This is a genomic window from Shimia thalassica (genome assembly GCF_001458215.1).
GTDB classification, from domain to species: domain Bacteria; phylum Pseudomonadota; class Alphaproteobacteria; order Rhodobacterales; family Rhodobacteraceae; genus Shimia; species Shimia thalassica.
This window is the reverse complement of record NZ_CYTW01000001.1, coordinates 1,319,890-1,345,400: the sequence shown is the minus strand read 5'-3', so window position 1 is coordinate 1,345,400 and position 25,511 is coordinate 1,319,890. Positions and strand designations below refer to the sequence as shown.

The window sequence follows — 25,511 nt, the reverse complement described above, 5'->3', positions numbered from 1 at the left end:
TTGGTCTCGCGCCAATTATTTCCGCCTTCACGGCCAAATCAATCGTCAAAAGGCGTCATCGCACGACGGCTATGCAGCCGTCTTCACCTTGCAAACGCTGTTATCCCGAGAAGAGAAATTCTACTCAAGCCAACAGATCAAACACATCGCCGCCGATCTGCAGGTTGATCGACGACTGCCCTGCGCCATCCACCAGCGCCCACATGATCTGTCCAGTGGGGCGATAGATCACGAAAGCCTCTTCTGTAACATCGTCGCCTGACCGCTCTCCGGCTGCCGTTGCGGTATGTGTGGTGTTGATCTGGAACTGGCTGCGGGTCGCCGAGGCGATGCCGAACTGCAGGATGTCGCCTTCGGTGGCGTCATAATCCTGAACCCAGTCCGATCCGTGGTCGGCAATGCCGATGTGAAAAAAACGATCCGCGCCCGCTCCGCCGTTCAAAAGGTCATGCCCGAAACCGCCGTTGACAAAATCATTGCCATCGCCGCCAAAAATCTGATCCGCAAAGGCCGAACCGGTGAGCGTATCATCTCCGGTGCCGCCGATCACGGTATCCGCACCAAAGCCGCCCGCAATCGTGTCATTGCCCGCGTCACCGCGCAGCTCGTCGTTGCCATAGCCACCGTCGATTCGGTCATTGCCCGCGCCCGCGTAGATCACGTCGCGCAGATCGTCTTCGCTGGTGCCGCCCAAAAGCGTGTCATCGCCGTCACCGCCAACAAGGGTATCAACACCATCCCCGCCAAGCAGGTTGTCATCGCCCCCTTTGCCGCGCAACACATCGTTGCCATCCCCGCCGTCCAGCGTATCACCACGCGCGCCGCCCTCCAGAGTGTCCGCGCCAACCGTGCCCACAAGGTCAACGCCAGACAGACTGTCGTCAAAGGTCAGTGACTCACCAATGAGCGTGAGATCAAGTGCCCCGTCTGTTGCGCCATCCTGTGCATCAAACGCTGCAAGTCGCCCCGGTCCGCCATAAACCACAAAGGTGGCGCCGACATCATAGATGGGGAAGCTGCCCTCTCTTGGCACATCATACCGTTGCGCCGCGGTGATCAGATCGGCAAAGCCGTCATTGTTGACATCGGACAGCGTACCACCGCCCAGATTGTCATAATCCGCTGTGCCCGTCAGGCGGTAACCGTTGCTGCCATCCAATGTTGTAACGTCGACATTCGCCGAAAACGGATCGCTTTGGCCAAAGACAACATAGGTCAGACCACGCCCCGTGTTGGCGTTTCGATCTGCCAAAACGAAGTCGTCGATACCATCGCCGTTCATGTCGCCGACACCGCCGATGTTGAACGAAACACCGCCCGCAAGGCTAAAGCCGTTTGTCCCATCCAAAGTGGTTGGATCAAACGACGCGGCAAAGCCCGAGGTCTGTCCAAAGACGATATGTGCACTGCTATAGCCAAGCACGATGAAATCATCGAGGCCGTCGCCATTCACATCGCCCGCTTCCGTCGCGCGCCAGATGCCGCCGAAATCCATGACAAACCCGTCGGTGCCATCCGGCACAAAGGTCGCCAGATCCGTTGTGCCGCCGGTCAGGGTTGCGTCTCCGAAAATTACGGTCAGCCCGTTACCGGCCCCGTTACGGATCAGAATATCACCCAAGCCATCGCCGTTGATATCCCCGATGCCCTCGCCACGGGTATCGGTATTCGTAAAGGTATGAACACGACCCGCAAGGTCGCTGGTCAGGTCAACAGCCGCTGGTAAAGGGTTGCCATCACCGAATAAAATGTAGGTTATATTGTCATTCTGGCTTCCGACATAGAGGTCGTCAAAACCGTCCCCGTTAAAGTCGCCAATGCCATCAACAATGATTGAAAACTGAACCCCACTGGCACCTGTCAGTGCCGCGCCGGTGGCCGTGGTCAAATCTCCGGGTTCAAGGATCGGGGCAAGGCCACCTTGCTGACCATAAACAACAAACGCGCCACCATTTGTGCCATCATACCGGTCTGACCCAATGATAATATCATCGATGCCATCACCGTTGATATCGCCCGCCGCATTCAGCGCTTCGCCCAGCAATCCAGTCGCAATATCGCCCTGAAAGACAGAGTATAGCGCTCCGTCCGGCTGTGTTCCTGTGTCAAAGGCAAAGTCAGTGGTCGCGGCATAATCACCCTGCCGGCCATAGATAACAAAGGTGATACCAACGCGATCAACGCTGTCATCCGGATTTCCATAGCCATTTCCCGCATTCAGCGTCGAAACTGCAAAATCAGCTAAGCCATCATTGTTAACATCTCCGACCGAGCGGATCTGACGGCCAAATTGCGCCAGCCCCTCCGGGCCGTAAAAGACAGTCCCCCCTAAACCTGTCGCCAATGTTCTTCCCCCCAATTCCTTAAGCAATTGAGAAAAAGTTTACCCCGAGATGACCCTACGTCAACAAAAAAAGGGCTGCCCAATTCCTCGGAAGCGGGCAGCCCTTAAGTGCTTTATGCAAGTAAATCATACACCTGAGAGCCAATCTGCAAGTTGATCTCACTTTGACCGCCGCCGTCGACAAGCGCCCACATGATCTGTCCGGTGGGACGATAGATCACAAAGGCCTCTTCGGTATCATCGTCGCCCGAACGTTCGCCGGCCGCCGTTGCGGTGTGGGTCGTGTTGACCTGAAACTGGCTGGCGGTGGCACTGCCGTTGCCAAAGTGGAGGATATCCCCATCGGCCGCATTATAATCCTGCACCCAGTCCGAACCGTGGTCAAAAATCCCGATGTGGAAGAAACGGTCTGCGCCGGTGCCGCCGTTCAACAGATCATGTCCAAAGCCGCCATTGACGAAATCGTCCCCGTCGCTGCCAAAGATCTGATCCGCCCACGCGCTGCCGGTCAGCGTGTCATTGCCGGTGCCACCGATCACGGTGTCAGCGCCAAAGCCCCCTGCAATCGTGTCATTGCCTGCATCGCCGCGCAATTCGTCGTTGCCATAGCCCCCCGCAATGTTGTCGTTGCCGTCACCGGCATAGACCACGTCGCGACGGTCATCTTCAGAGTCTCCGCCAATGATCGAGTCATTGCCTTCGCCCCCAATAAGCGTGTCGGTGCCATCGCCGCCCATCAACGTGTCATGGCCCACGCCACCTCGCAGGATGTCATTGCCCGTGCCGCCGTCGATCGAGTCATTGCCGCCATTGCCATTTACGTTGTCATTGCCAGCGCCGGAGACAATGGTGTCTGCATTCTCGCCACCGGCCAAATTGTCTGGTCCAGAGGTGCCAATAAGCTGGTTGTCGACGGGGAACCAGTCGCTGATCACAAAGGGAACATCATGATCAAACCAGATCTCTTCAATATTGGTGAGCGTATCTGTTCCCAGCGCCGAAACCACTTGAATCACGCCCGGCGACACTTCGGTAATGGTTGTATCTGCTTCAAAAACACCTGACAGCACCGCAACATCAAACCCGTCGCCCCCATCCAGAGAGTCGTTTCCGAGCCCACCCTCCAAGGTGTCTTCGCCTGCCCGGCCTAACAGGGTGTCATTCCCGCCATTCCCGCGCAGATTATTCCCGCCACCGTTACCGGCCAGCATATCGTTGTCATCACGCGACCCGCGAACATCTTCAATACCACTGATAGTGTGGGTAAAGCTTTCGGTGCGCCAAACACCTGATGCGGTTCCGCTTTGAAGGTCAACCGTGACGGCCTCAACACCCGAACGGTCATAGCGCAGCAGATCAACACCGTCGCCCCCGTCCAGCGTGTCGGAACCCGCCATCAGAATGAACCGCTCGTCCGCATCCGACCCAAGAATTGTGTCGCTGAACATCGAGCCGCGCAATTCGTCCGCGCTCCCGATCAGGGTGTCAGTGCCACCAAAGCCGTCCAGAACAACGTTGGTTTCAAGGTTGGCGTTGATACCCGCAGCATCGCCGCGATAGTCCAGACGAAGCGTCCCGCCTTCAACCTGAGTGAGATGAAGTTCATCATCGCCGCCCAAGCCGCGCACTTGGAAAAAGCCGCCTTCGACCAATGTCGCATGGATAACGTCGTCAAAGGCCGTGCCGTACAAGCCGAAACCATCGCTGGTCATGACGTTGGTCACTTCCAGAATGACCGTTTCACCCGACGCGCCCTTGTCGACCCGCCCGATGTTTTGCTGGCCGTTCACAATTGCGGTGATGCCGGATGTCAGTTGATCGAAATGAACAAGTTGCGCGTAAGGGCCGCCGTTGCTGCCCTGCCCAGCGTCCGCAAAATCAAGGATGTCGTTGCCGCTTCCCAGATCAACACTGGCCTCGGTATAGCCGTGGTCGCCGTTTACGATCACAAAGTCATCGCCGCCAAGGGTACGCACGACATCAAAGCCACCGCCGCCCACATCAACCGCATCGTTGCCCGCGCCTGTTGTGATCTCGTTATCGGCGGCATCGTGGCTTTCAATAATTTGCCCCGTATGAGCGACCATGTCTGGCAGGTTTGCCAGCGGGATCGACCTGTTGGGCGCATAGGGTCCGCTTGTCACATGCCCGACGTCTGTGATGTGGTCATCGGTTTCTGCGAACTCGTTCCATTCAGCAATCGGATCGGTGCTGTTTGTAAACTCGGGCAAGGCATCCCCGCCGATCACAAAATACCAGTCTTGTGCTGCGATCCCGGGGGGACCGTAATAGAAGCTCAGTATGTAAGATGTGTTGCCATCCCAATCGACATATCCGAGGTACATTTCGTCCACCAGATCGAGATCCAGTGTCAAAAGCTCGACGTCCAGATTGCCCGGAATGTCGGGGTTCACCAGTGGAAGGCCTTCGTCATCCGGATTGGGAACAGGGTTTCCGGGTGTTTCGAATGTGTAGGTCAAATTCGGCAGCGTGCCGTCCGGCATCTCAATAGACAGCGATGTGTCCGTTACCGAAATTACATTGTCATCAAGGTCATAGACGACCTGATATCCTAGCAGAGTATAATATGTCATAGACAGTGCTCCCCAGTACTCTTTTGTTCTTGCGATTAGGCGACAGGTTAACGGTTAGTCGTGTTTAGTCAAAGACTTTAGGATCAATCCCGACCGAGATTGATCATACGTCAAATCCTGCAAAGGCCTTGGTCATTGCCCCGAAAAAACGCCCAATTACGCCAATAGATCAAACACCTGCGTTCCAATTTGCAGGTTGATCGAGCTTTCTCCGGCACCATCCACAAGCGCCCACATGATTTGTCCGGTAGGTCGGTAAATGACAAAGGCTTCTTCCACATTGTCATCGCCTGACCGTTCGCCTTCAGAGCTTGAAGTATGTGTCGTGTTGACCTGAAACTGATCCGAGGTGGCAGAGGTGTTGCCAAACATCAGCCGATCACCTTCAGCGGCGTTATAGTCCTGAATCCAGTCCGAACCGTGATCAAACAATCCGATATGGAAAAAGCGGTCAGCACCGTTTCCGCCATTCACACGGTCATGGCCAAAGCCACCATTCACAAAGTCATCGCCATCACTTCCGAAAACGATGTCCGAAAACGCGCTACCGGTCAGTGTATCATTGCCCGCTCCGCCGATGATGGTGTCTGCGCCGAAATTGCCCGCAATCGTGTCATTGCCGGCGTCTCCACGCAGTTCGTCGTTGCCATATCCGCCATCAATCGAGTCATCCCCCGCTCCGGCAAACACGACGTCGCGGCGGTCATCACTGGTTGCGCCGCCAAGAATAACGTCATTGCCACTGCTCCCGTTCAACGTATCGCTTCCGTCAAACCCATAGAGCGTGTCATTACCGTCGCCGCCCAACAATGTGTCATTGCCGCTTTGACCATAGAGGGTCTGATGGGGCGCGGTCGCACCCAGACGCAAATTGGCTTCGGTCAAGGGTGATCCGGATTGCGAACTATGGAACACATCGACAAACGATCCATCCGAAAGGGTAATACGCGACACATTGCTAAACGGTTTGGTGATGGCTGCAACGGCTTCTGCTTCCGAAGCAAATTGAGAGCCCACCAAATGGATCACTTCTGTCCCAAGGTCAAAATCGGACACACGCATGCTGCCGCCCCCGACCTGTAATTCAAAGACATCGATGCCATCGCCACCAAACACGTTGTCGGCGCCGCCCGTGCTAACGATGGTGTCGGCCCCATCGCCGCCTTGAAGCTGATCATCGCCGGTGCCCCCTTCGAGCCGGTCATCCCCGATTTGTCCAAACAGGGTATCGTTGCCTGCGCCGCCAAAAAGGATGTCTGCGCCTTCTTCGCCCTGAATCTGGTCATTGCCCCCCAACCCGTCAATCACATCAGCGAGCCCCGTGCCAAAAATGGTCACGTCAGCCCCTTCTGTTGCAATCGGCGGGGTCGTCCCTTGGGCGGTAAAGCCGACGGTTTGATATCCAATGTCCGCCAACAGAGCGAGGTCGATCTGTGACGGCAGGGTCCTTACGCCTCGTGACGTTGTCGGGTCCATCAGCACCGTGTTGCCGCTGTGTCCGTCTTCGACATGGCTGTGATCGGACTCGATCGGAACAGGCGTGCCGCCATTTGCAGCCAGAGCATTGGGCCCATCAAAGTCGCCTTGTGCAATCTGGTCAAAAATCTCTGATGTTCCAATTCCCAGAACATGGCCAATTTCATGCAGCGCGACCGAAATGAAATCAAACTCGTCACTGGCCGGATCGCCAAGAGAAAAGCTCCAGTTCACGGTGGGGTCAAAGCGCATGACACCGACCCAAGGTTCGAAATCGGTTACCGGCCCTGTGCCACGAAAATCATTGTCGATCCGCGCTGAAAACAGATCGCCCCCGATGTCCGTTGCGGAATATCCGCCACGGCCCAAGGGACCGCCCAATTCCTCGGCCCCCACAAAGATCAAAAGATCATCAATGGGCGTCTCCAGAACCACGGTTTCGCGCACGCTTGAATTTGAGGGGTTCGTGATCGAAAATTCCAGCCCCGGCGCGACATCATCGAATTCGTCAAGGATCACGCCTTCCCAAATTTCGCCGGCACGTTCCAGCGCATCACGCACGTCTTGGGTGTCAAAGAAACCGGTAGAGTCAAACCGATAGTCAAACGTAATATTGAAACTCATGTTATCCTCCTTTCGCGATGAGACCGCCGTCATCGCAACTCAATTCCGAACTGACTTAATGGTTTCATGTTTGGCGATTCCGGGCAACTCTGGCAAACCGCACCTGATCGCCTTTAGGGTGATCTCATTCAACCTATGAATGTAGGTTGATTTGTGCTATGATGCCTACAATATCGGCCAATTTTTCTGATTATTGCAGCACTTTGATACATTTCACATGTTATGGGTGTTTGTCCAAATTACACCACCACTTTGGCTTGCTAAATGCTCATTTAAGGGCATTCCGGCTCGACCTTCGTTCCAAAGATAGTCAGAATAAACCAATCTCGACCGTTTGGGTTGTACGATATTTGACTGGCACTACCGGAGTTGGCCAATGAGCAACCTACAGAAAATCCTTCACGTCGAAGATGATCCTGACATCCGTGAAATCGTCAAGATTTGTCTGGAAACCCTTGGCGGGTTTACGCTTTTGCAATGCGAGTCCGGCCAGGTCGCATTGGACGCGGCTCCGTCTTTCGGGGCGGATCTTTTTATGCTTGATATGATGATGCCCGGGATGAACGGACTTGAGACTTTGGAAGCGCTGCGCGCACAAGAGTCCCAAGCCGATACACCAGCGATTTTCGTCACCTCTGTGGACACAGCCGAACGCTACCGCGCCTCGATCGAAGAACTGGCCATTGGTGCGATCCAGAAACCTTTCGACCCAACAAGCCTGCCCCAGCAGGTCAATGACCTCTGGGCAACGACGCAGAGCTAGGTCGGCTTTAACCGTCTAAATGTGTTTCGAGGTTTGTTCTGATCTCTTCAACAAGATCATCGATTGCAATCAGCACATCATCCAGTTCGACAACTTCATGTGGCGGGAAGATGGCCTTGGCCAACAGAACCTCCGTAAGTCTCGCAGCTTCGGCTAGAGAGTTGAGCCGATGCATCGGCGCAATCCCGACAAGGTTATGCGCCACATAATACACTTTGGACATGATCTGTCTGTCCTGACCATATGCCGCCAGCGACGAGATTGCATCTTCGAGCGTTTGCTCTTTCTCGACCAGCGTGCCCAGAAAACGCGAGCGCAACGCCATCAGATGTTTTTCAAGCGCTCCCGCGCCGTCTTGTGAAACTTTGGACCCATCCATCATGAGCACTCCTCAGAGCTGCACAAAGGCAGCGTGACTAAAAATGTCGTACCAACACCAAATTCACTCTCATAGCTGACCGTGCCACCGTGCGCCTGAACAATCTGCTTGACGATATTCAAGCCAAGCCCCGTGCCTTCATGCGCGCGATGGTCCGACCCATCAACTTGAGCAAACTTACCAAAGACAAGATCGTTTGATCCCTCTGGAATTCCTGTTCCTTCGTCATTCACCGAAATGTGGGCTTGCGTGCCTTTTGCGACCACATTTGCCGTGACCACGTCCCCGCTGTCCGAAAACTTGACCGCATTCGACAGCAGATTGTCCACCACCTGAATAAGCCGGTCATAATCTGCAGATACGCACAAATCATGGTCTGACTTTTCCATCTTCACTTTGACACCGCGGCTGTCTGCATGGGCCGAGATCGCCTCGACCGAGTCCTGAACAACATCTGTCGGGTCCAGCGCCGTAAAGCCATAGGTCATCTGGTTGGACTCGAGCTTTTGCAAGTCCAGAAGATCATTGATCAAGGCCGACAGACGAGCGCCATTCTTGCTCGCGATACCGAGGATTTTCTCGAACCCTTCGGGGTTTTCTGCGCTATCGATCGTTTTCATCAGGCCCAGTGCACCGATGATCGACGTCAAAGGCGTGCGCAGCTCGTGGCTCACGATCGAAACAAACTGCGACTTCAGCTCGGCAACTTCATTTGCCCGGTCCCGCTCGATGCGAAGCTCTTCAAACTGATCCAACCCCTTTTGATACAGCCGTAAGAAGATCATCGAACATTCCAAAACGAAGAACAGCACGAAAACAGCTGTCGCAAGGTTGAGATACAACTCGGACCGCAGGGGTGGACGCACCTCCAGGATATCGCTGATCGGCACATACACGAAGGCCGCGCTATAGATCAAAAGCCGGACAGAAAGCACTTTGGGCAACTGGTGATTGTTGACCGCAGCAAACAGGCCAGCCGCAAACAAGAAGAACAATGAGGCCAGATGTTCCGAAGGTCCTTCAATCTTGGCGACCAACAGCACAAAGATCGCAACCGCGATACTGCTTAATGTTGATGTCGCCAAAAGTTGAAAGTGAAACCGGCGCGCCTTGCGTGGCGAGGCGTCTTTCCACTCCATCACACGTTTCGACACCACGTAATCCAGAACTTCGGTGAACTGGCAGAACAGATAGCAAAACAGTGCGATCCAGAAACTGTAAAAGAACGCACACAAAACAAACGCACCGATATAGATGGCCTGCCGCTGGGGCAGCAGGGCAATGCCGCCGCCTGCAAAGTCCTTGATTTGCTTTTGCAGACGCTTGGCTTCGGTAACCGTCATTTTGGGTGGAGAGTCGCGACGCGATGAAATCTTCTCGAACAAAGCCCGAGGCGCCAACGAAAACAAAGCCATCCGGCTTTCTGTCAGGTTGGAATCTGGATCGGATTTCATCATCAGCTTGGCCTTTCGCCGCAGCGTCTAGTGTAAGAAGGTTGAGGGGGATCCCGAATGCACAGAGTGGCTCTCGCGGAAGCGCGCCGTTTCCTGATGGAACTTCGAGAAGTCCTGCATCAGGAACGTCGTATCGATATAACTGGTTTTATGAGGCACATAGTCGGTCTGGGAAAAGGTTCCCGCGGCCTGAATAACATCGCCAACAGACACTTCGCAGCGGAAGACATCAATCAGCAAGGGGCAACGGATCGAAAACGACGTCCGGTTTTCGTAACGTCGACCAATTCCGTGATCCCCGGTGATTGCGTCTGTTGAAATATCAACCAAAAGACGTCTTTCGGGTTTTTCCAACAGCAACATTTCGGCAACTTCTCCAACAACTTGGAAACGCATAAAGTAGGTCATCTTGTTTCACCTCGTGGCAGCGTGGTCCGCTCTGTCTCGCGGCAGAATTTCCGTGACAGGCAAAGACTGAAACTTCGTAAACAGTGATGATCCCGCAAACTGGCAAAATCTTGTCCTCACCAAGGTCTTTCCTTGAAGAAGCGCCACAGACCACGGGGGAATTCGCCTATTTTTACGTCACGTGAAAATTTTATGTCAAAATAACATGAGCTTACCTAAGGTTATCCACTATTTAATGCGATGCTTTAACAACACATCCAAAATTATTTGAGATAGAACAAAGATTTTTGTGGAACGATGTGTAGTTGTATGAGTCTATTATTGAAAAGGATGAGAGCAGACTTGTTTTCACGAAGGAACGTTGTTCAACAGTGGGCAAACCACGCCAAGAAACCGGGTTTTCAGCCACTCTTTTTGAGTAGTGTGAAAAACGTTTTCGCAACGCCACGTCGTGAGGCAAAGAGGTCTTTTTCTGGTGTATGGCTTGTAAAAAGGGCCGCGTTTTAAAGAGTCGTATCGGTATCTGGTAAATAGAAATTCGAGCAGGACAGAATAAATGCATGCAACGACACTTTCCTTTGGAAACATGCATATCCATGGGGATTTACTCGTCAAACTCCTCAAGGCCAGGCGACAGACCTTCATAGTCGAGCGCAAGTGGGACTTGCCCGAAGCGGAAGGGATGGAATACGATCAGTATGACACTCCTGCGAGCCGATGGATTGCAATCCATGAAGATGGCGAAGTGCTGGCTGGCATTCGCCTTACCCCGACAACAGCGCGTTGCGGGATGTATTCCTATATGATCAGGGATGCCCAAAAAGGGATGTTGGAAGACATTCCAGATAACCTTTTGAACTTCGAAGCCCCCGTGGACCAGAAAATCTGGGAAAGCTCGCGGGTGTTTGTGTCCCGGGACATTCCGGCTGACAAACGCTTTCAGGTTCAGGTGCAATTGATGCAAGAGCTGATCAAAGCTGCCCGTGATCAGGGCGCTGAACAGCTTTTGGGTATGGTCCCGTCCCTATGGCCGCGCTGGATCCGAAGGCTGGGACTTCGGGCAGAACCCGCAGGGCCGGTCATGGAAATCGAGGGGATGAAAGTCCAGGTTGCCATGATGGATCTGAACGACGCAGTTCACTGATTAAACAGAAAAAGGCCCTCGCTTGAGGGCCTTTTTTCTTACCAACAGAGACTTACCGCAACCGAAGTCCGACACCGGATAAACCGAAGAGTCCTTTCTTTGGTTCGTCTTTCATCGCATCACGCAACAGCACTTCATACGCGCGCCGCTCCATGTCGTTTTGCAGCCCGCTGCGTTTGCGGGTCCGAACCAGTCGCTGCATCTTTTGCAGCACTTCTTTTCGGTCTGTCGCCCGGTTCTCCGCACTTGTCGCGGCGGTTTGCAGCGAGAACAACGCACCGGCCCGGGTTAGTGACATCAATGACACCGCTTCACCCACGCTCAGGTTGACGCGTTCATTGTTGAAACGGGCGGCCACCGTTTCGGCCATCTGTCCATTCAGCATCATCTCGAAGCTGTGCTGGGAATGGTCAGACTTTGCATTGGTCGTGCACAGGAACACACCATTGCCACGATAGGTGATCAGGTTTTCGCTCTGACTCATCGTCACCGACAATGTCGTAGCAATATCCGTCAGCAACTGGTGAAACGCGATGTGGCTCAGCGAACGGTGTACCTTTTCAACATTCACAATTTTCACGGCAAACACATGACTGCGCATCAGCTTCGTGCGTGAAAGCTGCATGATATAGTTTTCAAACGTCACATAGCCAACCACACCTTCGACGCCGCCAATTTCAACCGGCTCGCTCAGGCTGTGGGCAAAGCTGCGTTCCAGGTCGCGTTTCAGGGTGGCCACTTCTGACCGTCCCTCTTTTGAAAGAACCTGTTCTTTCGACAAACGTTCGGCGTTGCTGATGCGGCTAAACAGTTCAAGAAAATCGAAAGGCTTGGTCACATAATCCGTTGCGCCCGCTTTGAACGCGCGGTCGATGTATTTCTTTTGCGACATCGCTGTCAGCATGATGATGGGCACACGGGCGTGCCCTTTCGTCCGGCGCAACTTCTCGCAAAGCGTGATACCGTTCATAACCGGCATCTGGATATCCAGAAGGAAGCAATCGAAAGGCGTGCTTTCTTCCGACACAATCTTGAGCGCTGAAGGACCAGATGAGGCTGTGGTGAGAACATGCTTAGTCTCGGCCGCCATCGAAGCTTCCAAAAGGTCTCTGATGTTTTCGTCGTCGTCTACCGCAAGAATTTTCATTTCACTACCCCCAACAAATGTCTGGGCTCCGTTCGTTGTTCGAACCATTCACCCAAAAATCGAGTGACGCTTCGGATCATCCCACGTTCAAGGCTACGAATGCATTGCGACGAGAAAGGGGCGAAGTTAGGAAATTTTTAGTTTTTTTAGGTATTTGACTTTAATTAAATAATTTCAGATAGTTAAATATGAATTGGTGTATTATTTCATTTTATAATCCACGCAAAATGTGCCCAAAAGGTTAATTTTTTCGGAAAAACTGCATCAAATCGGGAGAGATTTATTGGTGAGTTGATTTCTCAGCTATTCTGGATGTGCCGGACATTTGAAAACGACGACATCACGTTCAAGGAACAGTGGTTTGACCGCGGGAACTGAATATGCACGCTCACAGGTGTTGTTGATCTCGGCATAGAAGGACCGGAACAAACGCGACGGTGTTTCATTCAACAGGTAAGGCAAATCCGCGACAACAAACACCGTAACGCCCTGATTGGCCCAGTATTCCAACGTCCATTCTTCGGGTTGAAGCGGCCAGGCATGTGGCTTTATCACCTCGCGAAGCTCATCCTCCGTGGCATTTTCCAGACCAAACATCACCGCTGGCGTGGACATCCAGAAAAGGGCGTCCTCCTCCGTCTCGTCGGGACGAGGCGTGGCTTCTTGCGGCATGACAACTTCATACTTTTTTGCCAATCGATCGATCCGCTTACGTTCAATCTCTTGGGCCATCGGGTGCTTAGGGATGTCGAGCGCAGGCAACGACAATATGCGGTCATCTGCAAAATGCCTGTGCAGGATGTCAGACACCTTATGTGACATGGGCACGGCGCGGGCCTGCTCCCACAGGCCGATCAACGCGACCACCGAAACGATCCCGCTTGCAGCCAGAACCCCGGCTGCCCCCAACCGGAGAGGATTGCGCGCATGACCAGCGATCTCGGTCAAACCGAACACCGCAAAAAACTGCATCAAAACAAAGAAACTGATCCAAAGATGTTCAGGTTGGCGTTCACGAACCACAAAAAGCGTGATCGCCATGCCGACCAGCACTACGGCCCAAAGCGCAATGTGAAGCTGACGCTCTTGGCTGCGAAAGATCGGGCTGAACACAACCGCCGGATAAAGCAGAAAGCCAAGCAACATCACCCATCCGATGCCCCAATGCGGGTGCGTCGCCAAAGCCAACCATTGGCGCAGCCCTCCCTGCCAAGAGGCATCATTCTGGATGGACATCACCATCTGGATTTTCTGGTATCCGATGAAATTCTCCAGATCGAGAACAATGCCAATGTTCAAAATTGGCCACAGCACGACGATAACGGCCAGGCTGCGCCCAAGGCTGACCAGATACCCTTTCCAACCCATTTTGGGCGCCAAAACAACGATGTGCGCCACAAGCAACGGCACCAGAAGAAACACGATGGATTGCTTGAAACTCAGCGCCAGACAGGCCGCCACCCCCAGCAGCACATCATAGCGTTTCTGGCCGTGCAGAACTCGTAAGCTGAACGCGAGAATGGTCAGGACCGTCGCCGCGGCAAGGGGCGTATCCCCTTTCGCAATATAGGAAAACGTGATCGCGGGGGCCGCGATACCCGCCAAAACAGCCGTCACACCTGCCATTAATCTGGGTTGGGAAAAGGTGCGGGCTAACAAATAGAACAAAGGAGACATTGCCGCCCCGAACGCTGCGGTTACGCCCCGCGCCGTCAGATAAAAGACGGTCGGATCCGTGAAATAGGCATCTCGAAACGCACTGCTGTCTGCCCACCATCCCGCGACTTTCCCAACCAGAAACAAACCTGCGAAGGCCACACCGTTGATATAGTTGAACAACGGCGGGTAAAAATGTTGTCCGGGAACAAGATCACCTGTCAGCACCCGGGCGGCATCGTTGATACGCTCGTCCCCGTGAAAGTATCCCCAATCCAGGCCCACCGTACGCAGGGCAAACCCCACCGCAAACAAAAGAGCCAGAATGAGAAAATCCGTCTTGTTCAACGCCCTGCCCCGTTGGATTTATGCGTATTGGCGCAACAGCGCCGCGAAAAGAGCTTAAACCTGCACAATTCGACCATATTTTTGATGTCTTGCCCTGCAATCTAGTCAGAATAGACCAACAAGCACAGTTCAAAAAACCTTATCGAATGACATCAGGTACAAACCCAACCCGCATTCCGGTCTTTGTCGATCTGGATGAGACATTGGTCAAGACTGACCTCGCTCTTGAGCAGCTGACCCGCCTCGTGTTTCGGCCAGACCATTATGGTGGCCTGATCTCATCGGGGCGTGAAGGGCGGTCGCACCTGAAGCGGTATTTGTCTGATCAGGTTTCGATTGATGCCACTCACCTGCCCTATAATGCAGAAGTTGTTTCTTATCTCGAGGCGCAGAAGGTTTTGGGGCGACGGATTATTCTGGCAACGGCCGCAGACATCACCGTTGCCAATGCAGTGGCAGCGCATCTGGGCCTGTTTGATGACATTATCGCCTCTACACCGGGGCAAAACCTCAAGGGCACGGCAAAGCTTGCCAAAATCAAGGAACTGGCACAGGGCCCCTTTGAATATCTGGGGGACTGCGCGGCGGACATTCCGATCTGGCAAGACGCGGAACGTGTTGGTTATGTAAATGTTCCATCTGCCGTGCGCGCGCAGGTCTCCTCTGGGACGACCGTCGCCCTCGAGGTCAACAACAAACCCTCATGGGGGTCTGCCCTGCTTCGGGCCATGCGGCCGCATCAGTGGGTCAAGAACGCCCTTATTTTCCTGCCTCTGTTCTTCTCGCACAGCTATTCAGACGGCGCTTTGGTGACCCAAGCGATGTTGACCTTTGTCGCATTCAGCTTGCTCGCCTCGTCGGTCTATCTGGTCAACGACCTTCAGGATCTCAAAGCCGATCGCGCCCATCAAACCAAAAGAAACCGCCCCTTTGCCGCCGGAACCCTGTCACCAAAACAAGGTCTGATGAGCGCAGGCTTTCTGATGATTGTGGCCTTGTCGCTGTCTGCTGTCTGCCTTGGCGCCCCGATCACGGTTCTTTTGTTGCTCTACCTGGCGATCACATTCCTCTATTCGGGATGGCTCAAACACTATTCAACCATCGATGTGATCGTGCTGACCTGTCTTTATACGTTGCGCATCTTCATCGGGGGTGTGGCAATCGATATTCTTCCATCGCCATGGCTTTTGAACTTTTCCCTGTTCTTCTTCCTGAGCCTCGCGTTGATGAAACGATATGTCGAATTGAATGATGTGAAGGAACAAGGTCGGGATCATTCTCGCGGGTATCTGGTGACCGATCTGCCTGCAATCCTTGCTGCGGGTATTGCCAATGGAAGCTTGGCCGTTCTCACACTGACGCTCTATCTCAATAGCGATTACGTGAAAGACACCTACACCAGCCCCATGCTGTTGTGGCTGGTGGCTCCGCTGATCCTGTTTTGGGTGCAAAGGGCCTGGATACGGGCCTTGCGCGGCCTCATTCACAGCGATCCGGTTGTCTTTGCCCTCAAAGACAGCGTGAGCCGATCCACCTTGCTTTTGACCTGTGCCATCGTGATCGGAGCAAAATACCTTGATATCGGAGCATGGTTCCAATGACCCTGAACGGATTTATCCTGATTGTGATCAGCATTACCCTGTCGGCCCTGGGTCAGACAGCGTTCAAGATCGGGGTTGATAAACTCAGCTTTGAAGACGGAAGCACGGTCACGGACAAATTGCTGGGGTTCGCATTGTCGCCCACAATCCTTTTGGGGTTTGGCTTTTATGGCGTCGGCGCTTTTGTGTGGCTTTTGGCCCTACGCCAGACCGAACTGTCTCTGGCCTATCCTTTTGTGGCCCTCAGCTTTGTGATTGTGTTTCTGGTCGGAGTCATTGGCCTTGGCGAAAGCGTGAACGCGACGAAAATCGCGGGGCTGGCGATCATCATTCTGGGAACACTGGTTTTGGCACGCGCCTAGTCTTTTTTGTCTTTGGCGTCGCCAGATGTATCGCCCGCGCGAGAGTTCGGCGCCAGTTCGCCCTCCCAAATGGCGGGGGCAACTTTGGGGTCTTCTGTATCCCCTTCATATGCCGGCGTCATAATTGCAACTTTGTTTTCGTTGAACACATCCACAATGTTCTTGTGAAGCTGTGATCGCAACAAGGGCAAGCTGGACCCGCGCGTGGTAAACGCGTTGATCTGATAGTTGATCCCGAAATCTCCCAAGCCTTCCATCAAAACAAACGGGGGCGGATTTTTCTTGAGACCGCTGGTGCGCCGCGACGCTTCGATCAGCATCGCCTCGATCTTTTCACGGGGTTCCTCGTATCCGATCCCCACAGTCGAGTGCAGCAGAAGCCCCCGCCCGTCGATCTTGCTGCTATAGTTCAGCACCTCGGAAGAAATCAGGGTCGAGTTCGGAATGGAGATCAATTCGTTTTTGATGGATTTGATATAGGTTTCCATCAGCTTGATCTCGATCACATCCCCATAGTGTTCCCCGACGCGAATGCGGTCACCAACCCGCATGCTGCGTTTATAAAGTACAAACAGACCGGCAAGCGCGTTGGCGACAACCGTGTTTGACCCAAGTGACAGGACCACACCCAAAAAGATCGTCAGCCCCTGAAACGCGGCGGACTTTGCACCGGGCACATAGGGGAAACAAATCACCATCGTCATCAAAATGACCGTGATCTGGATGAGGTTATAGGTCGGCCAAATCCATTCCTTTTCAAAGTTGGACCATTTGATCACCCCGGCCTCGAGGTTTTCAAAGAACAACCTGATCGTCTTGAGAAGGGCCCGAGCGAGGAAAGCCAAAACCGCAATAGTCAGCAGGTTTGGCAAATAGCTGACAAAGGCCTTGAGCACCGAAATCACGGGATCGGTGACATACTGGATCAGGATTTGCGCAAACAGTTTGGTTTGGGGAAAAGACAGCAGAACAAGCGAGAGGTAATAATAGAAACCGACAAGCAACACGAGGTTAAACAGACCACGCACGGCAAACCGGACCACGCTTGCAATCGCATCACTTTTCAGAACATCCCCGGTGGCCTGTCCAACCCCACGCGTGCGTTGCCGCGCAAGACCCGCTACCCAATTCGGGAAAAGCTTTCGGCAAAACAAGAACAAGGCGCAGTACCCTGCAAAAACCAAGGTCCAGACTGCGGCTGTGATGGCATTCGCGGTAAACGCCTCATCTGTTCTGCTTGTCCGGTAGGTGTTGATGGCACGCTCAATCGCTTCGAGCTGGAGTTGCGTCAGAATTTCGAGATCAAATTCTTCAAAATCCGAGTCCGCCTGCGTTGTCACAGATACCAGTTCACCATCGGCGTAAATGTTGAGGCCCAATTCACCGGGCCTGATTTCCATGAAGACTTTCCGGTCGTCGGATTTTTCCGCAACTTCGATAATGCGTTGGGCAACATGGGCCGCGCGGTCCGTAGCAGGAAGCGCACTGGACCCGCGCACCTTGAATAATTCCTGCCCATCCACACTCACCGGATGTGCATAAATCTCTTCTTCTTCCTCGGTGCGTTGCGCAGCGCCTTCTTTGGCTTCTTGTGCCAACACGGGCGCGGCAAGAACACCAAGCGTTAAGACGAGCATCAGGCCAAGCCAGCGCACCCTGTCCATAAACATCCCCATTTACGCCCCTGCCCACTTTTGAAAACCGGTTTTCAAGGGATGCTACATGGTCAAACGGGTTTCACAAAGCCCCGTAAGTCAAAGACAACACTGAAAAGACCACAGGTGTCACGGGACGACACCTGTGGCTTTCCCGATTTTCAAACGGGGCCAAACTCTGGCTTGCTAGGATTTAAGCGGAAACCGTGTTCAGTTTACCTGCAATGTCTTCCATAACCTCTTGGCGGGCCTTGTCTTTTACAGGGCCGTATCCCCTGATATCCATCGGGGCCTTCAGGATTTCAAGCAGCAGTTCTGGCGACATGTCATGAGACAGTGATGCAAGCTGATCCAACAGAGATTCAAACCAAACGATAAGTGCAATTTCGTCTTTGCGTTCCTGTGCATAGCCAAATGGATCAAACACAGTTCCCCGCAGCCCCTTGAGCCGCGCCAGACCGGATAACATCGGGCGCATCCATGGGCCAAATCGGCGTTTGCGCGGACGCCCGCGGGCATCCTGCCCCACGCTCAGAACCGGAGGCGCCATGTGATAGTTCACCGAAAACGGCCCCTCGAACTGCTCTTTCAAACCTTCATCGAAACCGGTTTGCGTGAACAGGCGCGCAACTTCGTATTCGTCTTTATAGGCCATGAGTTTAAACAGGGATTTCGCGGCTGCGATCCCTGCAGTTTCTTGAAGATGCACAGGCACGGCATAGACAAAGCGGTTCAATTGATCGGTATAGCGCTGTGCATAGGCCGCGTTTTGATAGCCGGTCAGGAATTCGGCGCGATGGCTCCGAACCTGCTTGAATGTTTCGGCCAGATCTTCGGGCACGCTCATGCCCGGTACTTTTTCCGGAGACGCGGCCATCAACCGCCCAAGATCAAAGGCCCGTCCATTGGCTTCGATCGCGACCGCATTGAGCAGGATCGCCTGTTTCAAGGCAACCTCGCTAACCGGAACCAACCCTTTTTGCCAGGCATACCCGAGCATCATCACGTTGGCGAAAACGGCATCCCCCAACAGGTCTTCGGCCAGCTTATTTGCATCAAACCCATTGACACAGGCGTCTCCAACGGCGCGCCGGATGACCTCTTCGCGTTGGTCCACATGCAGCTGTGCATCACGCCGCAAGACCAGATCACCGGTCGGCATTTCCGCGCGGTTCAACACCACCTGTGTTCCCTTGCGATAATGCAGCGACGCTTTGGGCGATGACGACACGACAATATCGCAACCGACAACCGCATCGGCAGATCCGGTATCGATCCGGACCTGATGAATACTGTCAGGGTCCGCACCCAGCCGGATATAGCTGAGAACCGTTCCGAACTTTTGCGCAAATCCGGTAAAGTCCAGCACACTCGCACCTTTGCCCTCAAGGTGGGCAGCCATTGTGATCAAGGCCCCGACCGTGACAACCCCTGTGCCCCCGACCCCTGTGACCAACAAATCATAAGGTTGGGACAGTGCCGGAAGATCGGGTGCAGGGACATCCGATAGAAGCGCCGCGACATTCAGGTCGCGCACCGATTTTGCCTTTCGCGCGGCCCCTTCCACGGTCACAAAACTCGGGCAGAACCCATTCAGACACGAGAAATCCTTGTTGCAGTTCGACAGGTTCACCATGCGTTTGCGACCGAATTCGGTCTCAACCGGCTCGATGCTAAGACAATTGCTTTCCACCGAACAATCACCGCAGCCTTCACAGACCAAAGGATTGATCACCGCGAACTTTTGCGGATCATCCATCTTGCCGCGTTTGCGCCGGCGGCGTTTTTCCGTGGCGCAGGTCTGCTCATAGATCAGAACCGTCACACCCGGAATGTCGCGCAATTCGCGTTGAACCGCATCCATGCTTTCACGCGGATGAAACGTTGTACCGGCGGGAAAGTCTGCCTTGTTGAACTTGAAAATATCATCCGAGACCAATGCGATACGCCCCACACCTTCTGCGGCACAGGTCTGTGCAATTCCATCGACGCTAACGGGGCCATCCACCGGCTGTCCGCCCGTCATCGCAACCGCGTCGTTATACAGGATTTTGTAGGTGATGTTCGTTTTTGCCGCGACCGCCTGCCGGATTGCAAGAGAACCGGAGTGGTACCATGTGCCCTCACCAAGGTTCTGGAAAATGTGTTTGCCGCCGTTGAACTTGGAGGCTACGACCCACGGCACGCCCTCGCCGCCCATCTGGGCATATCCAACGGTTTCCCGATCCATCCAGCTGGCCATGACATGGCAGCCGATGCCGCTTGCGGCCTTTGATCCTTCGGGCACTTTTGTCGAGGTATTATGCGGACACCCAGAGCAGAAATACGGGGTCCGCGTTGCGCCGTCTACTTGCAGCAAAACGGGTGGTTTCTCCGTCAATGCCTTTGATTTGACCAACAGGTTTTCTTCGGGAAAGAAACCGCTCAGACGCTCGGCTACAACGGGCACCAAAGACAAAGGCGTCAATTCTCCGGTCCACGGGATCAGCGCATCGCCTGCGGCGCGGTGTTTTCCCACCATTTTTTCCGGCTTGTCGCCCGGCCAGTCATAGAAGTATTCCTTGAACTGGCTTTCAATGATGCCGCGCTTTTCCTCAATGACCAGCACTTCCTTTTTGCCACGCACAAACGCCAGCGCGTCGCGGCGTGCCAAGGGCCAGACCATGCCCACCTTGTAAACATCGATGCCCAGCGCCCGACACTTGGTCTCGTCCAGATCCAGAAGACGCAAGGCTTCCATGAGATCCAGATGCCCCTTGCCTGTGGTGACAATCCCAAAGCTGGCTTCGGGCACATCATAGATGCGCTTGTCGATCGGGTTGGCCTCGACAAAGGCCTCGACCGCGCGCAATTTGTGTTCGATCCGCGTTTCAATTTCGGGGCTTGGCAAATCGGCGCTGCGCACGTGCAGCCCACCCGCAGGACCCGTGAAATCCGGCTGAACAAAGGTTCTGTCGCGAGGCAGCTCAATGGACTGACCGGACTCAACCGTTTCCGAAATAGCCTTGAACCCGACCCACGTTCCGCTAAAGCGCGACAGTGCAAAGCCGTATTCCCCGAACTCCAGATACTCGCCCACAGAAGCGGGATTGAGCGTCGGCATAAACCAGGACATGAACGCCACATCGGATTGGTGCGGCATAGAGGACGAGACACAGCCATGGTCATCGCCCGCCACAACCAAAACGCCCCCCTTAGGGGCCGATCCATAGGCATTCCCGTGTTTCAAGGCATCGCCCGAACGGTCCACGCCCGGCCCTTTGCCGTACCACATGGAAAACACGCCTTCGACCTCGCAATGCGGATCAAGGCTGGCTTGTTGTGCGCCCAATACCGCTGTGGCGCCAAGGTCTTCGTTGACCGCCGGCATAAAGGTGATGTTGTTTTTTTCGGTCTCTCCTCGTGCGCGCCACAATTCGAGATCGAGCCCCCCCAGAGGTGAACCGCGATACCCCGAAATGAAACCGCCCGTATTCATTTGCGCCTGACGATCCCGACGCGACTGGTCAAACATGATCCGAACAAGCGCTTGGGTACCGGTTAGAAACACACGTCCGGTTTCCTGCGAATACCGGTGCGACAGTTGGTAGGTTTGAAAGTCGTGGGTCTGGTCGGTCATGTGCTTGCTCGTGAGTTATGGCGGGCTTTGTGCAAGTCTGAACCAATTATGGTGACAAATTTGACCTAATCTTGTGGCGATGAGCCTAAATATCGAATACATTATCCAGAATAATTCAACTTGGTGAAACCAATGACCATGCGATTTGATGACCGTGACCGCAAAATTCTCGAAAGCCTCCAGCGCGACTCCCGTATTTCCAACGCAGATCTCGCCGAGAAGGTCGACATGTCGGCTTCGGCTCTGTGGCGGCGTGTGCGCACCTTTGAGGATCAGGGATTGATTGCCCGATATGGTGCCGTGCTTGATCCCGAAGTCGCTGGTCTCAGCTTTCAGGCTATCGTTCACGTGCAACTGACACGCCATGACTCGGAAAAGCTCGATGAATTTGTTCAGGCCATCCAGTCAAGAAAAGAAGTGCTCGAGTGTTTTGCGACAACGGGTCAAGCCGATTATCACATGCGGGTCATCTGCACTGATCTGAAAGCTTATAACGATTTTCTCGAGAACTTCTTGTTTCGCATGGCCGCCGTCGAAAGCGCGCAAACAAATGTGATCCTGCGCGCGATCAAGAAAGAAGCGGCCATCATTCCGTAACGGTTATATGCCCAAATACCGCGTCGTCGTAGCCTCGTCCAAGGCATCAAAGCGGTCCGCCCACACCGTGCGCCCCTTTTCCAGAATGACGGCCCGATCTGCAACGGTGGCAAGTTCCTTCAGGGATTTGTCCACCACGAGGATGGACAGTCCGCTTTCCCGTCGCAGGGTGGCAATGGCCTGCCAGATTTCCTGTCGCACCACCGGTGCAAGGCCTTCGGTGGCTTCGTCAAGGATCAACAAACGTGGGTTGGTCATCAGCGCACGGCCAATTGCCAGCATTTGCTGTTCCCCGCCAGACAGTGATGCTGCCAGTTGATCATGCCGTTCGGCCAATCGCGGAAACAGATCTGTCACAGTGGCAAATGTCCAATGGCCCTTGCGCGCCGCGGCGATCAGGTTTTCGTAAACCGTTAGATTGGCAAAACAGCGACGCCCCTCTGGCACCAGACCAATCCCGGCCTGCGCGGCCTTGTAGCTGGGCACGCGCGCCATGTCCTGTCCGTCGAAATGGATCGTGCCATCCTTGTGGGGCAACATCCGGCAGATGACTTTGACCGTTGTGGATTTCCCCATCCCGTTGCGCCCCATCAACGCAAGACCTTCTCCTGCTTCCAATTCAAGGGACACATCAAACAGGGCCTGGGATGTGCCGTAAAAGGCAGAAATTCCAGAGAGGTTTAACAGGCTCATGCATCATCCCCCAGATACGCGGTGCGCACATCGGCGTTGTGACGGATATCTTCGGGTGCCCCCGTTGCAATGATCTGCCCATAGACCAGAACGCTGATCCGGTCGGCCAGGGCAAAGACCGCATCCATGTCATGTTCGACTAGCAAGATCGGCGCCTCATGACGCAACGCGTCGAGGACACGGATCAAATCCTGCGACCCTTCCGCGCCAAGCCCTGCCATGGGCTCATCCATCAGGAACACTTTTGGCTCAAGGGTCAAGGCGACCGCCACCTCAAGCTGGCGCCGCTGACCATGCGACAGAACCGCTGTCTCGACGTGGGCGACATCCTGCAATCCAACACGTTCAAGCGCCCGCATGGCAGCATTCAAAAGCGCGGCGTCTTTCAGGACCGGTGCGAAAAACCGCATCACGCGACCACGCCGCCCCATTGCCCCAAGAACAACGTTTTGAAGAACCGTGTACTCCATGGCCAGTGAAGATATCTGAAAGGTACGGCCCAGCCCTTTTTGCGCCCGCGCCACCGCCCCGAGCGGCGTGATGTCATCGCCAAGAAGAGTCACCGCACCTTGGTCAGGTTGTTCCGCGCCTGAAACCTGTTTGATGAATGTGGACTTTCCAGCACCGTTCGGCCCGATCAAGGCGTGAATTTCACCTGCACGCAGGTCAAGCGTGATGTCGTTGTTGGCCTGCAGCGCGCCATAGGCTTTGGAAATCCCGTTGATGCCCAGAACAACCTCAGTCATGGGACACCTCGCGTCCTGCCAGCAGCCCCATAAGGCCGCCACGCGCAAACAGAACCACCCCCAACAAAACGAACCCGAGGTAGATATGCCAAAACTCGGACATGCCCCCCAGAATATGTTCCATAAGGATAAACAGGGCAGCCCCCAGAACCGGACCAAACAGTCGGCCAACGCCGCCAAGGATCACGAACACCATGATTTCTCCGCTGGTTTGCCAGCTAAACATGTTCGGACTCACAAAACGGTTGAGATCTGCGTACATCGCCCCTGCCAGTGCCGTGATCGCGCCTGAAATCACAAATGCCGTCAAACGGATCCGAAAGGGTTCGATCCCGACGGCCTGAAGGCGTTCCGCGTTCTGGCGCGCCGCACCAAGCGCAAGACCAAAGGACGACAGGCTGATGCGCCAAACAAGGAACAACACCGCAACCAGCACAGTCAGGCAAAGTCCGTAAAACTCAATGGGCACCAACGTATTCAGCCCCGGAAATTCGTTGCGCACATAAATCGAAAGGCCATCCTCTCCGCCATAAGCGGGCCAGCTGATGGCAAAGTAGAAAAGCATCTGCCCAAAGGCGAGCGTGATCATAATGAAATAGACGCCGGATGTTCTCAGGCTGAGCAAGCCTATCGACAAAGCCGTCAGCGCGCCAAACACCAACGCCACCAGCCAGATAACCGGCATCTGGTTGCTGCCTTCGAACAGGAACGGCCACGTCAACAGCGGGACATAGTCTTGCAAGTGCGAGGCCAGAATGCCCATGACATAGCCCCCCACCCCGAAAAACGCCGCATGTCCAAAGCTGACCAATCCCCCAAGCCCAAGCGCAAGGTTAAGCCCGACACCAGCAATCGCAAGGATCACAACCTTGGTGGTGAGTGTTACCCAGTAAGTCTCGCCCGTGGCATTTGCCCAGACCGGCAAAACAAACAGGGCAGCAAGGGCCGCGATATTGACGAAAGTCTCGCGCCGCATCTCAGGCTCTCCCATAAAGGCCGGTGGGCCGGACAATCAAAACAACCGCCATCAACAGATAGATCGACATAGAGGCCAAAGCCGCCCCAACCGAATTTGCGGCCGAAGGCTCCATAAAGGTGCCAAAGGCGACGGGTAACAGGATGCGGCCAAAGGTGTCTGTCAATCCCACCAGAAGCGAGCCGACCAAGGCTCCCTTGATGGACCCGATACCACCGATCACGATCACCACAAAGGCCAGGATCAAAACAGGCTCGCCCATACCGACCTGCACCGACTGGATGGCACCCACAAGCGCGCCCGACAGACCAGCCAGCGCCGCGCCAAGCGCAAAAACCAACGTATAAAGCTTTGAAATATCAACGCCCAGCGCCGCAATCATTTCCCGGTCAGCTTCACCTGCGCGAATGCGGATGCCGATGCGTGTGCGGGCAATCAACAGGAACAGACCCGCAGCAATCGCAAGACCAATGCCAATGATGGTCAATCGATACAAAGGATACTGGATGCCACCGGGCAATGTCACCGGACCAGACAGATATGACGGCACATCAAGAAACAGCGGGAAAGACCCGAACATCCAGCGTGTGCCTTCGGAAAAAATAAGGATAAGCGCAAAAGTCGCCAGAACCTGATCCAGATGGTCGCGATCATAAAGGCGCCGGATCACCAGTATTTCGACAAGAGCCCCTGCTGCAGCCGCTGCTGCAAGACTGGCCGCGAGCGCCATCACAAACGATCCTGTCGCACCGGCAACCGCAGCCGCCGCAAAGGCGCCGATCATATAAAGCGATCCATGCGCCAGATTGATAAGCCCCATCACGCCGAAAATCAGCGTCAGCCCTGCAGCGGACAGAAAAAGCATCACGCCGAATTGCAGCCCGTTCAGAAGCTGTTCAACAATCAGATAAGTTGGCATGGGGAT

General features: G+C 54.3%; 19 protein-coding genes. 5 read left to right on the top strand and 14 right to left on the bottom strand.

Annotation, left to right across the window (positions count from 1 at the left end):
- Positions 1 to 124: 124 nt before the first annotated feature.
- The 3 genes from PH7735_RS20965 to PH7735_RS06195 form a co-directional block, all read right to left on the bottom strand.
- Positions 125 to 2,344, bottom strand: coding sequence for a calcium-binding protein (locus tag PH7735_RS20965; RefSeq protein WP_058310409.1), 2,220 nt, complete (start codon positions 2,342 to 2,344; stop codon positions 125 to 127).
- 113 nt (positions 2,345 to 2,457) lie between these two features.
- The gene (locus PH7735_RS20515) at positions 2,458 to 4,938 is read right to left on the bottom strand and encodes a calcium-binding protein (RefSeq protein ID WP_058310408.1); all 2,481 of its coding nucleotides are present in this window, start codon (positions 4,936 to 4,938) and stop codon (positions 2,458 to 2,460) included.
- 156 nt (positions 4,939 to 5,094) lie between these two features.
- The gene (locus PH7735_RS06195; protein ID WP_058310407.1) at positions 5,095 to 7,038 is read right to left on the bottom strand and encodes a matrixin family metalloprotease; all 1,944 of its coding nucleotides are present in this window, start codon (positions 7,036 to 7,038) and stop codon (positions 5,095 to 5,097) included.
- Positions 7,039 to 7,414: 376 nt separating this feature from the next.
- On the opposite strand from PH7735_RS06195, the gene PH7735_RS06190 reads away from it, so the two are divergent.
- A complete protein-coding gene (locus PH7735_RS06190; protein WP_058310406.1) occupies positions 7,415 to 7,801 on the top strand; it encodes a response regulator in 387 nt (128 codons plus the stop codon).
- Between the two features lie 7 nt (positions 7,802 to 7,808).
- Here PH7735_RS06190 and PH7735_RS06185 read toward each other — a convergent pair whose 3' ends face one another.
- Genes PH7735_RS06185 through PH7735_RS06175 form a run of 3 tightly spaced genes read right to left on the bottom strand, consistent with a single transcriptional unit; the run spans position 7,809 to position 10,042 of the window.
- Positions 7,809 to 8,183: a hypothetical protein gene (locus PH7735_RS06185; protein ID WP_058310405.1), complete on the bottom strand. Its 375-nt coding sequence runs from the start codon at positions 8,181 to 8,183 to the stop codon at positions 7,809 to 7,811.
- Positions 8,180 to 9,637: a sensor histidine kinase gene (locus PH7735_RS06180; protein WP_058310404.1), complete on the bottom strand. Its 1,458-nt coding sequence runs from the start codon at positions 9,635 to 9,637 to the stop codon at positions 8,180 to 8,182. The genes PH7735_RS06185 and PH7735_RS06180 overlap by 4 nt, the downstream gene beginning before the upstream one ends.
- 24 nt (positions 9,638 to 9,661) lie before the next feature.
- On the bottom strand, positions 9,662 to 10,042 hold the full coding sequence (locus PH7735_RS06175; protein WP_058310403.1) for a hypothetical protein: 381 nt from the start codon (positions 10,040 to 10,042) through the stop codon (positions 9,662 to 9,664).
- A 556-nt stretch (positions 10,043 to 10,598) separates the two neighbouring features.
- Here PH7735_RS06175 and PH7735_RS06170 point away from each other — a divergent pair.
- Entirely contained in the window at positions 10,599 to 11,186 is a 588-nt protein-coding gene (locus tag PH7735_RS06170; RefSeq protein WP_058310402.1) for an acyl-homoserine-lactone synthase, read from the top strand.
- A 52-nt stretch (positions 11,187 to 11,238) separates the two neighbouring features.
- Here PH7735_RS06170 and PH7735_RS06165 read toward each other — a convergent pair whose 3' ends face one another.
- Together PH7735_RS06165 and PH7735_RS06160 are read right to left on the bottom strand one after the other, a co-directional pair.
- Entirely contained in the window at positions 11,239 to 12,333 is a 1,095-nt protein-coding gene (locus tag PH7735_RS06165; RefSeq protein ID WP_058310401.1) for a response regulator, read from the bottom strand.
- A gap of 303 nt (positions 12,334 to 12,636) precedes the next feature.
- Complete coding sequence (locus PH7735_RS06160; protein ID WP_058310400.1) at positions 12,637 to 14,337, bottom strand: phospholipid carrier-dependent glycosyltransferase; 1,701 nt, start codon at positions 14,335 to 14,337, stop codon at positions 12,637 to 12,639.
- Between the two features lie 146 nt (positions 14,338 to 14,483).
- Here PH7735_RS06160 and PH7735_RS06155 point away from each other — a divergent pair, with 146 nt between their 5' ends.
- Together PH7735_RS06155 and PH7735_RS06150 are read left to right on the top strand one after the other, a co-directional pair.
- Positions 14,484 to 15,938 carry a UbiA family prenyltransferase gene (locus tag PH7735_RS06155; RefSeq protein WP_058310399.1) on the top strand — a complete coding sequence of 485 codons (1,455 nt, stop codon included), beginning with the start codon at positions 14,484 to 14,486 and terminating at the stop codon, positions 15,936 to 15,938.
- Positions 15,935 to 16,300 carry a DMT family transporter gene (locus PH7735_RS06150; RefSeq protein WP_058310398.1) on the top strand — a complete coding sequence of 122 codons (366 nt, stop codon included), beginning with the start codon at positions 15,935 to 15,937 and terminating at the stop codon, positions 16,298 to 16,300. Before PH7735_RS06155 ends, PH7735_RS06150 begins: the two co-directional genes overlap by 4 nt.
- On the opposite strand, the gene PH7735_RS06145 is transcribed toward PH7735_RS06150, so the two are convergent.
- Both PH7735_RS06145 and PH7735_RS06140 read right to left on the bottom strand, forming a co-directional pair.
- Complete coding sequence (locus PH7735_RS06145; protein ID WP_233488271.1) at positions 16,297 to 17,976, bottom strand: mechanosensitive ion channel family protein; 1,680 nt, start codon at positions 17,974 to 17,976, stop codon at positions 16,297 to 16,299. The two genes, PH7735_RS06150 and PH7735_RS06145, sit on opposite strands and share 4 nt — an antisense overlap.
- A gap of 172 nt (positions 17,977 to 18,148) precedes the next feature.
- Positions 18,149 to 21,574, bottom strand: coding sequence for an indolepyruvate ferredoxin oxidoreductase family protein (locus tag PH7735_RS06140; RefSeq protein WP_058310397.1), 3,426 nt, complete (start codon positions 21,572 to 21,574; stop codon positions 18,149 to 18,151).
- 138 nt (positions 21,575 to 21,712) lie between these two features.
- Here PH7735_RS06140 and PH7735_RS06135 point away from each other — a divergent pair, with 138 nt between their 5' ends.
- Positions 21,713 to 22,171 (top strand): Lrp/AsnC family transcriptional regulator, encoded by a 459-nt coding sequence (locus PH7735_RS06135; protein WP_058311170.1) that lies wholly within the window; start codon positions 21,713 to 21,715, stop codon positions 22,169 to 22,171.
- A gap of 3 nt (positions 22,172 to 22,174) precedes the next feature.
- Here PH7735_RS06135 and PH7735_RS06130 read toward each other — a convergent pair whose 3' ends face one another.
- From PH7735_RS06130 to PH7735_RS06115, 4 genes are read right to left on the bottom strand one after another with little or no spacing between them, the layout of a single operon-like run.
- Positions 22,175 to 22,864 (bottom strand): ABC transporter ATP-binding protein, encoded by a 690-nt coding sequence (locus PH7735_RS06130; RefSeq protein WP_058310396.1) that lies wholly within the window; start codon positions 22,862 to 22,864, stop codon positions 22,175 to 22,177.
- Positions 22,861 to 23,610 carry an ABC transporter ATP-binding protein gene (locus tag PH7735_RS06125; RefSeq protein WP_058310395.1) on the bottom strand — a complete coding sequence of 250 codons (750 nt, stop codon included), beginning with the start codon at positions 23,608 to 23,610 and terminating at the stop codon, positions 22,861 to 22,863. Before PH7735_RS06125 ends, PH7735_RS06130 begins: the two co-directional genes overlap by 4 nt.
- A complete protein-coding gene (locus PH7735_RS06120; RefSeq protein WP_058310394.1) occupies positions 23,603 to 24,586 on the bottom strand; it encodes a branched-chain amino acid ABC transporter permease in 984 nt (327 codons plus the stop codon). The genes PH7735_RS06125 and PH7735_RS06120 overlap by 8 nt, the downstream gene beginning before the upstream one ends.
- 1 nt (position 24,587) lies before the next feature.
- Positions 24,588 to 25,505 carry a branched-chain amino acid ABC transporter permease gene (locus PH7735_RS06115; RefSeq protein ID WP_058310393.1) on the bottom strand — a complete coding sequence of 306 codons (918 nt, stop codon included), beginning with the start codon at positions 25,503 to 25,505 and terminating at the stop codon, positions 24,588 to 24,590.
- Positions 25,506 to 25,511 lie beyond the last annotated feature (6 nt).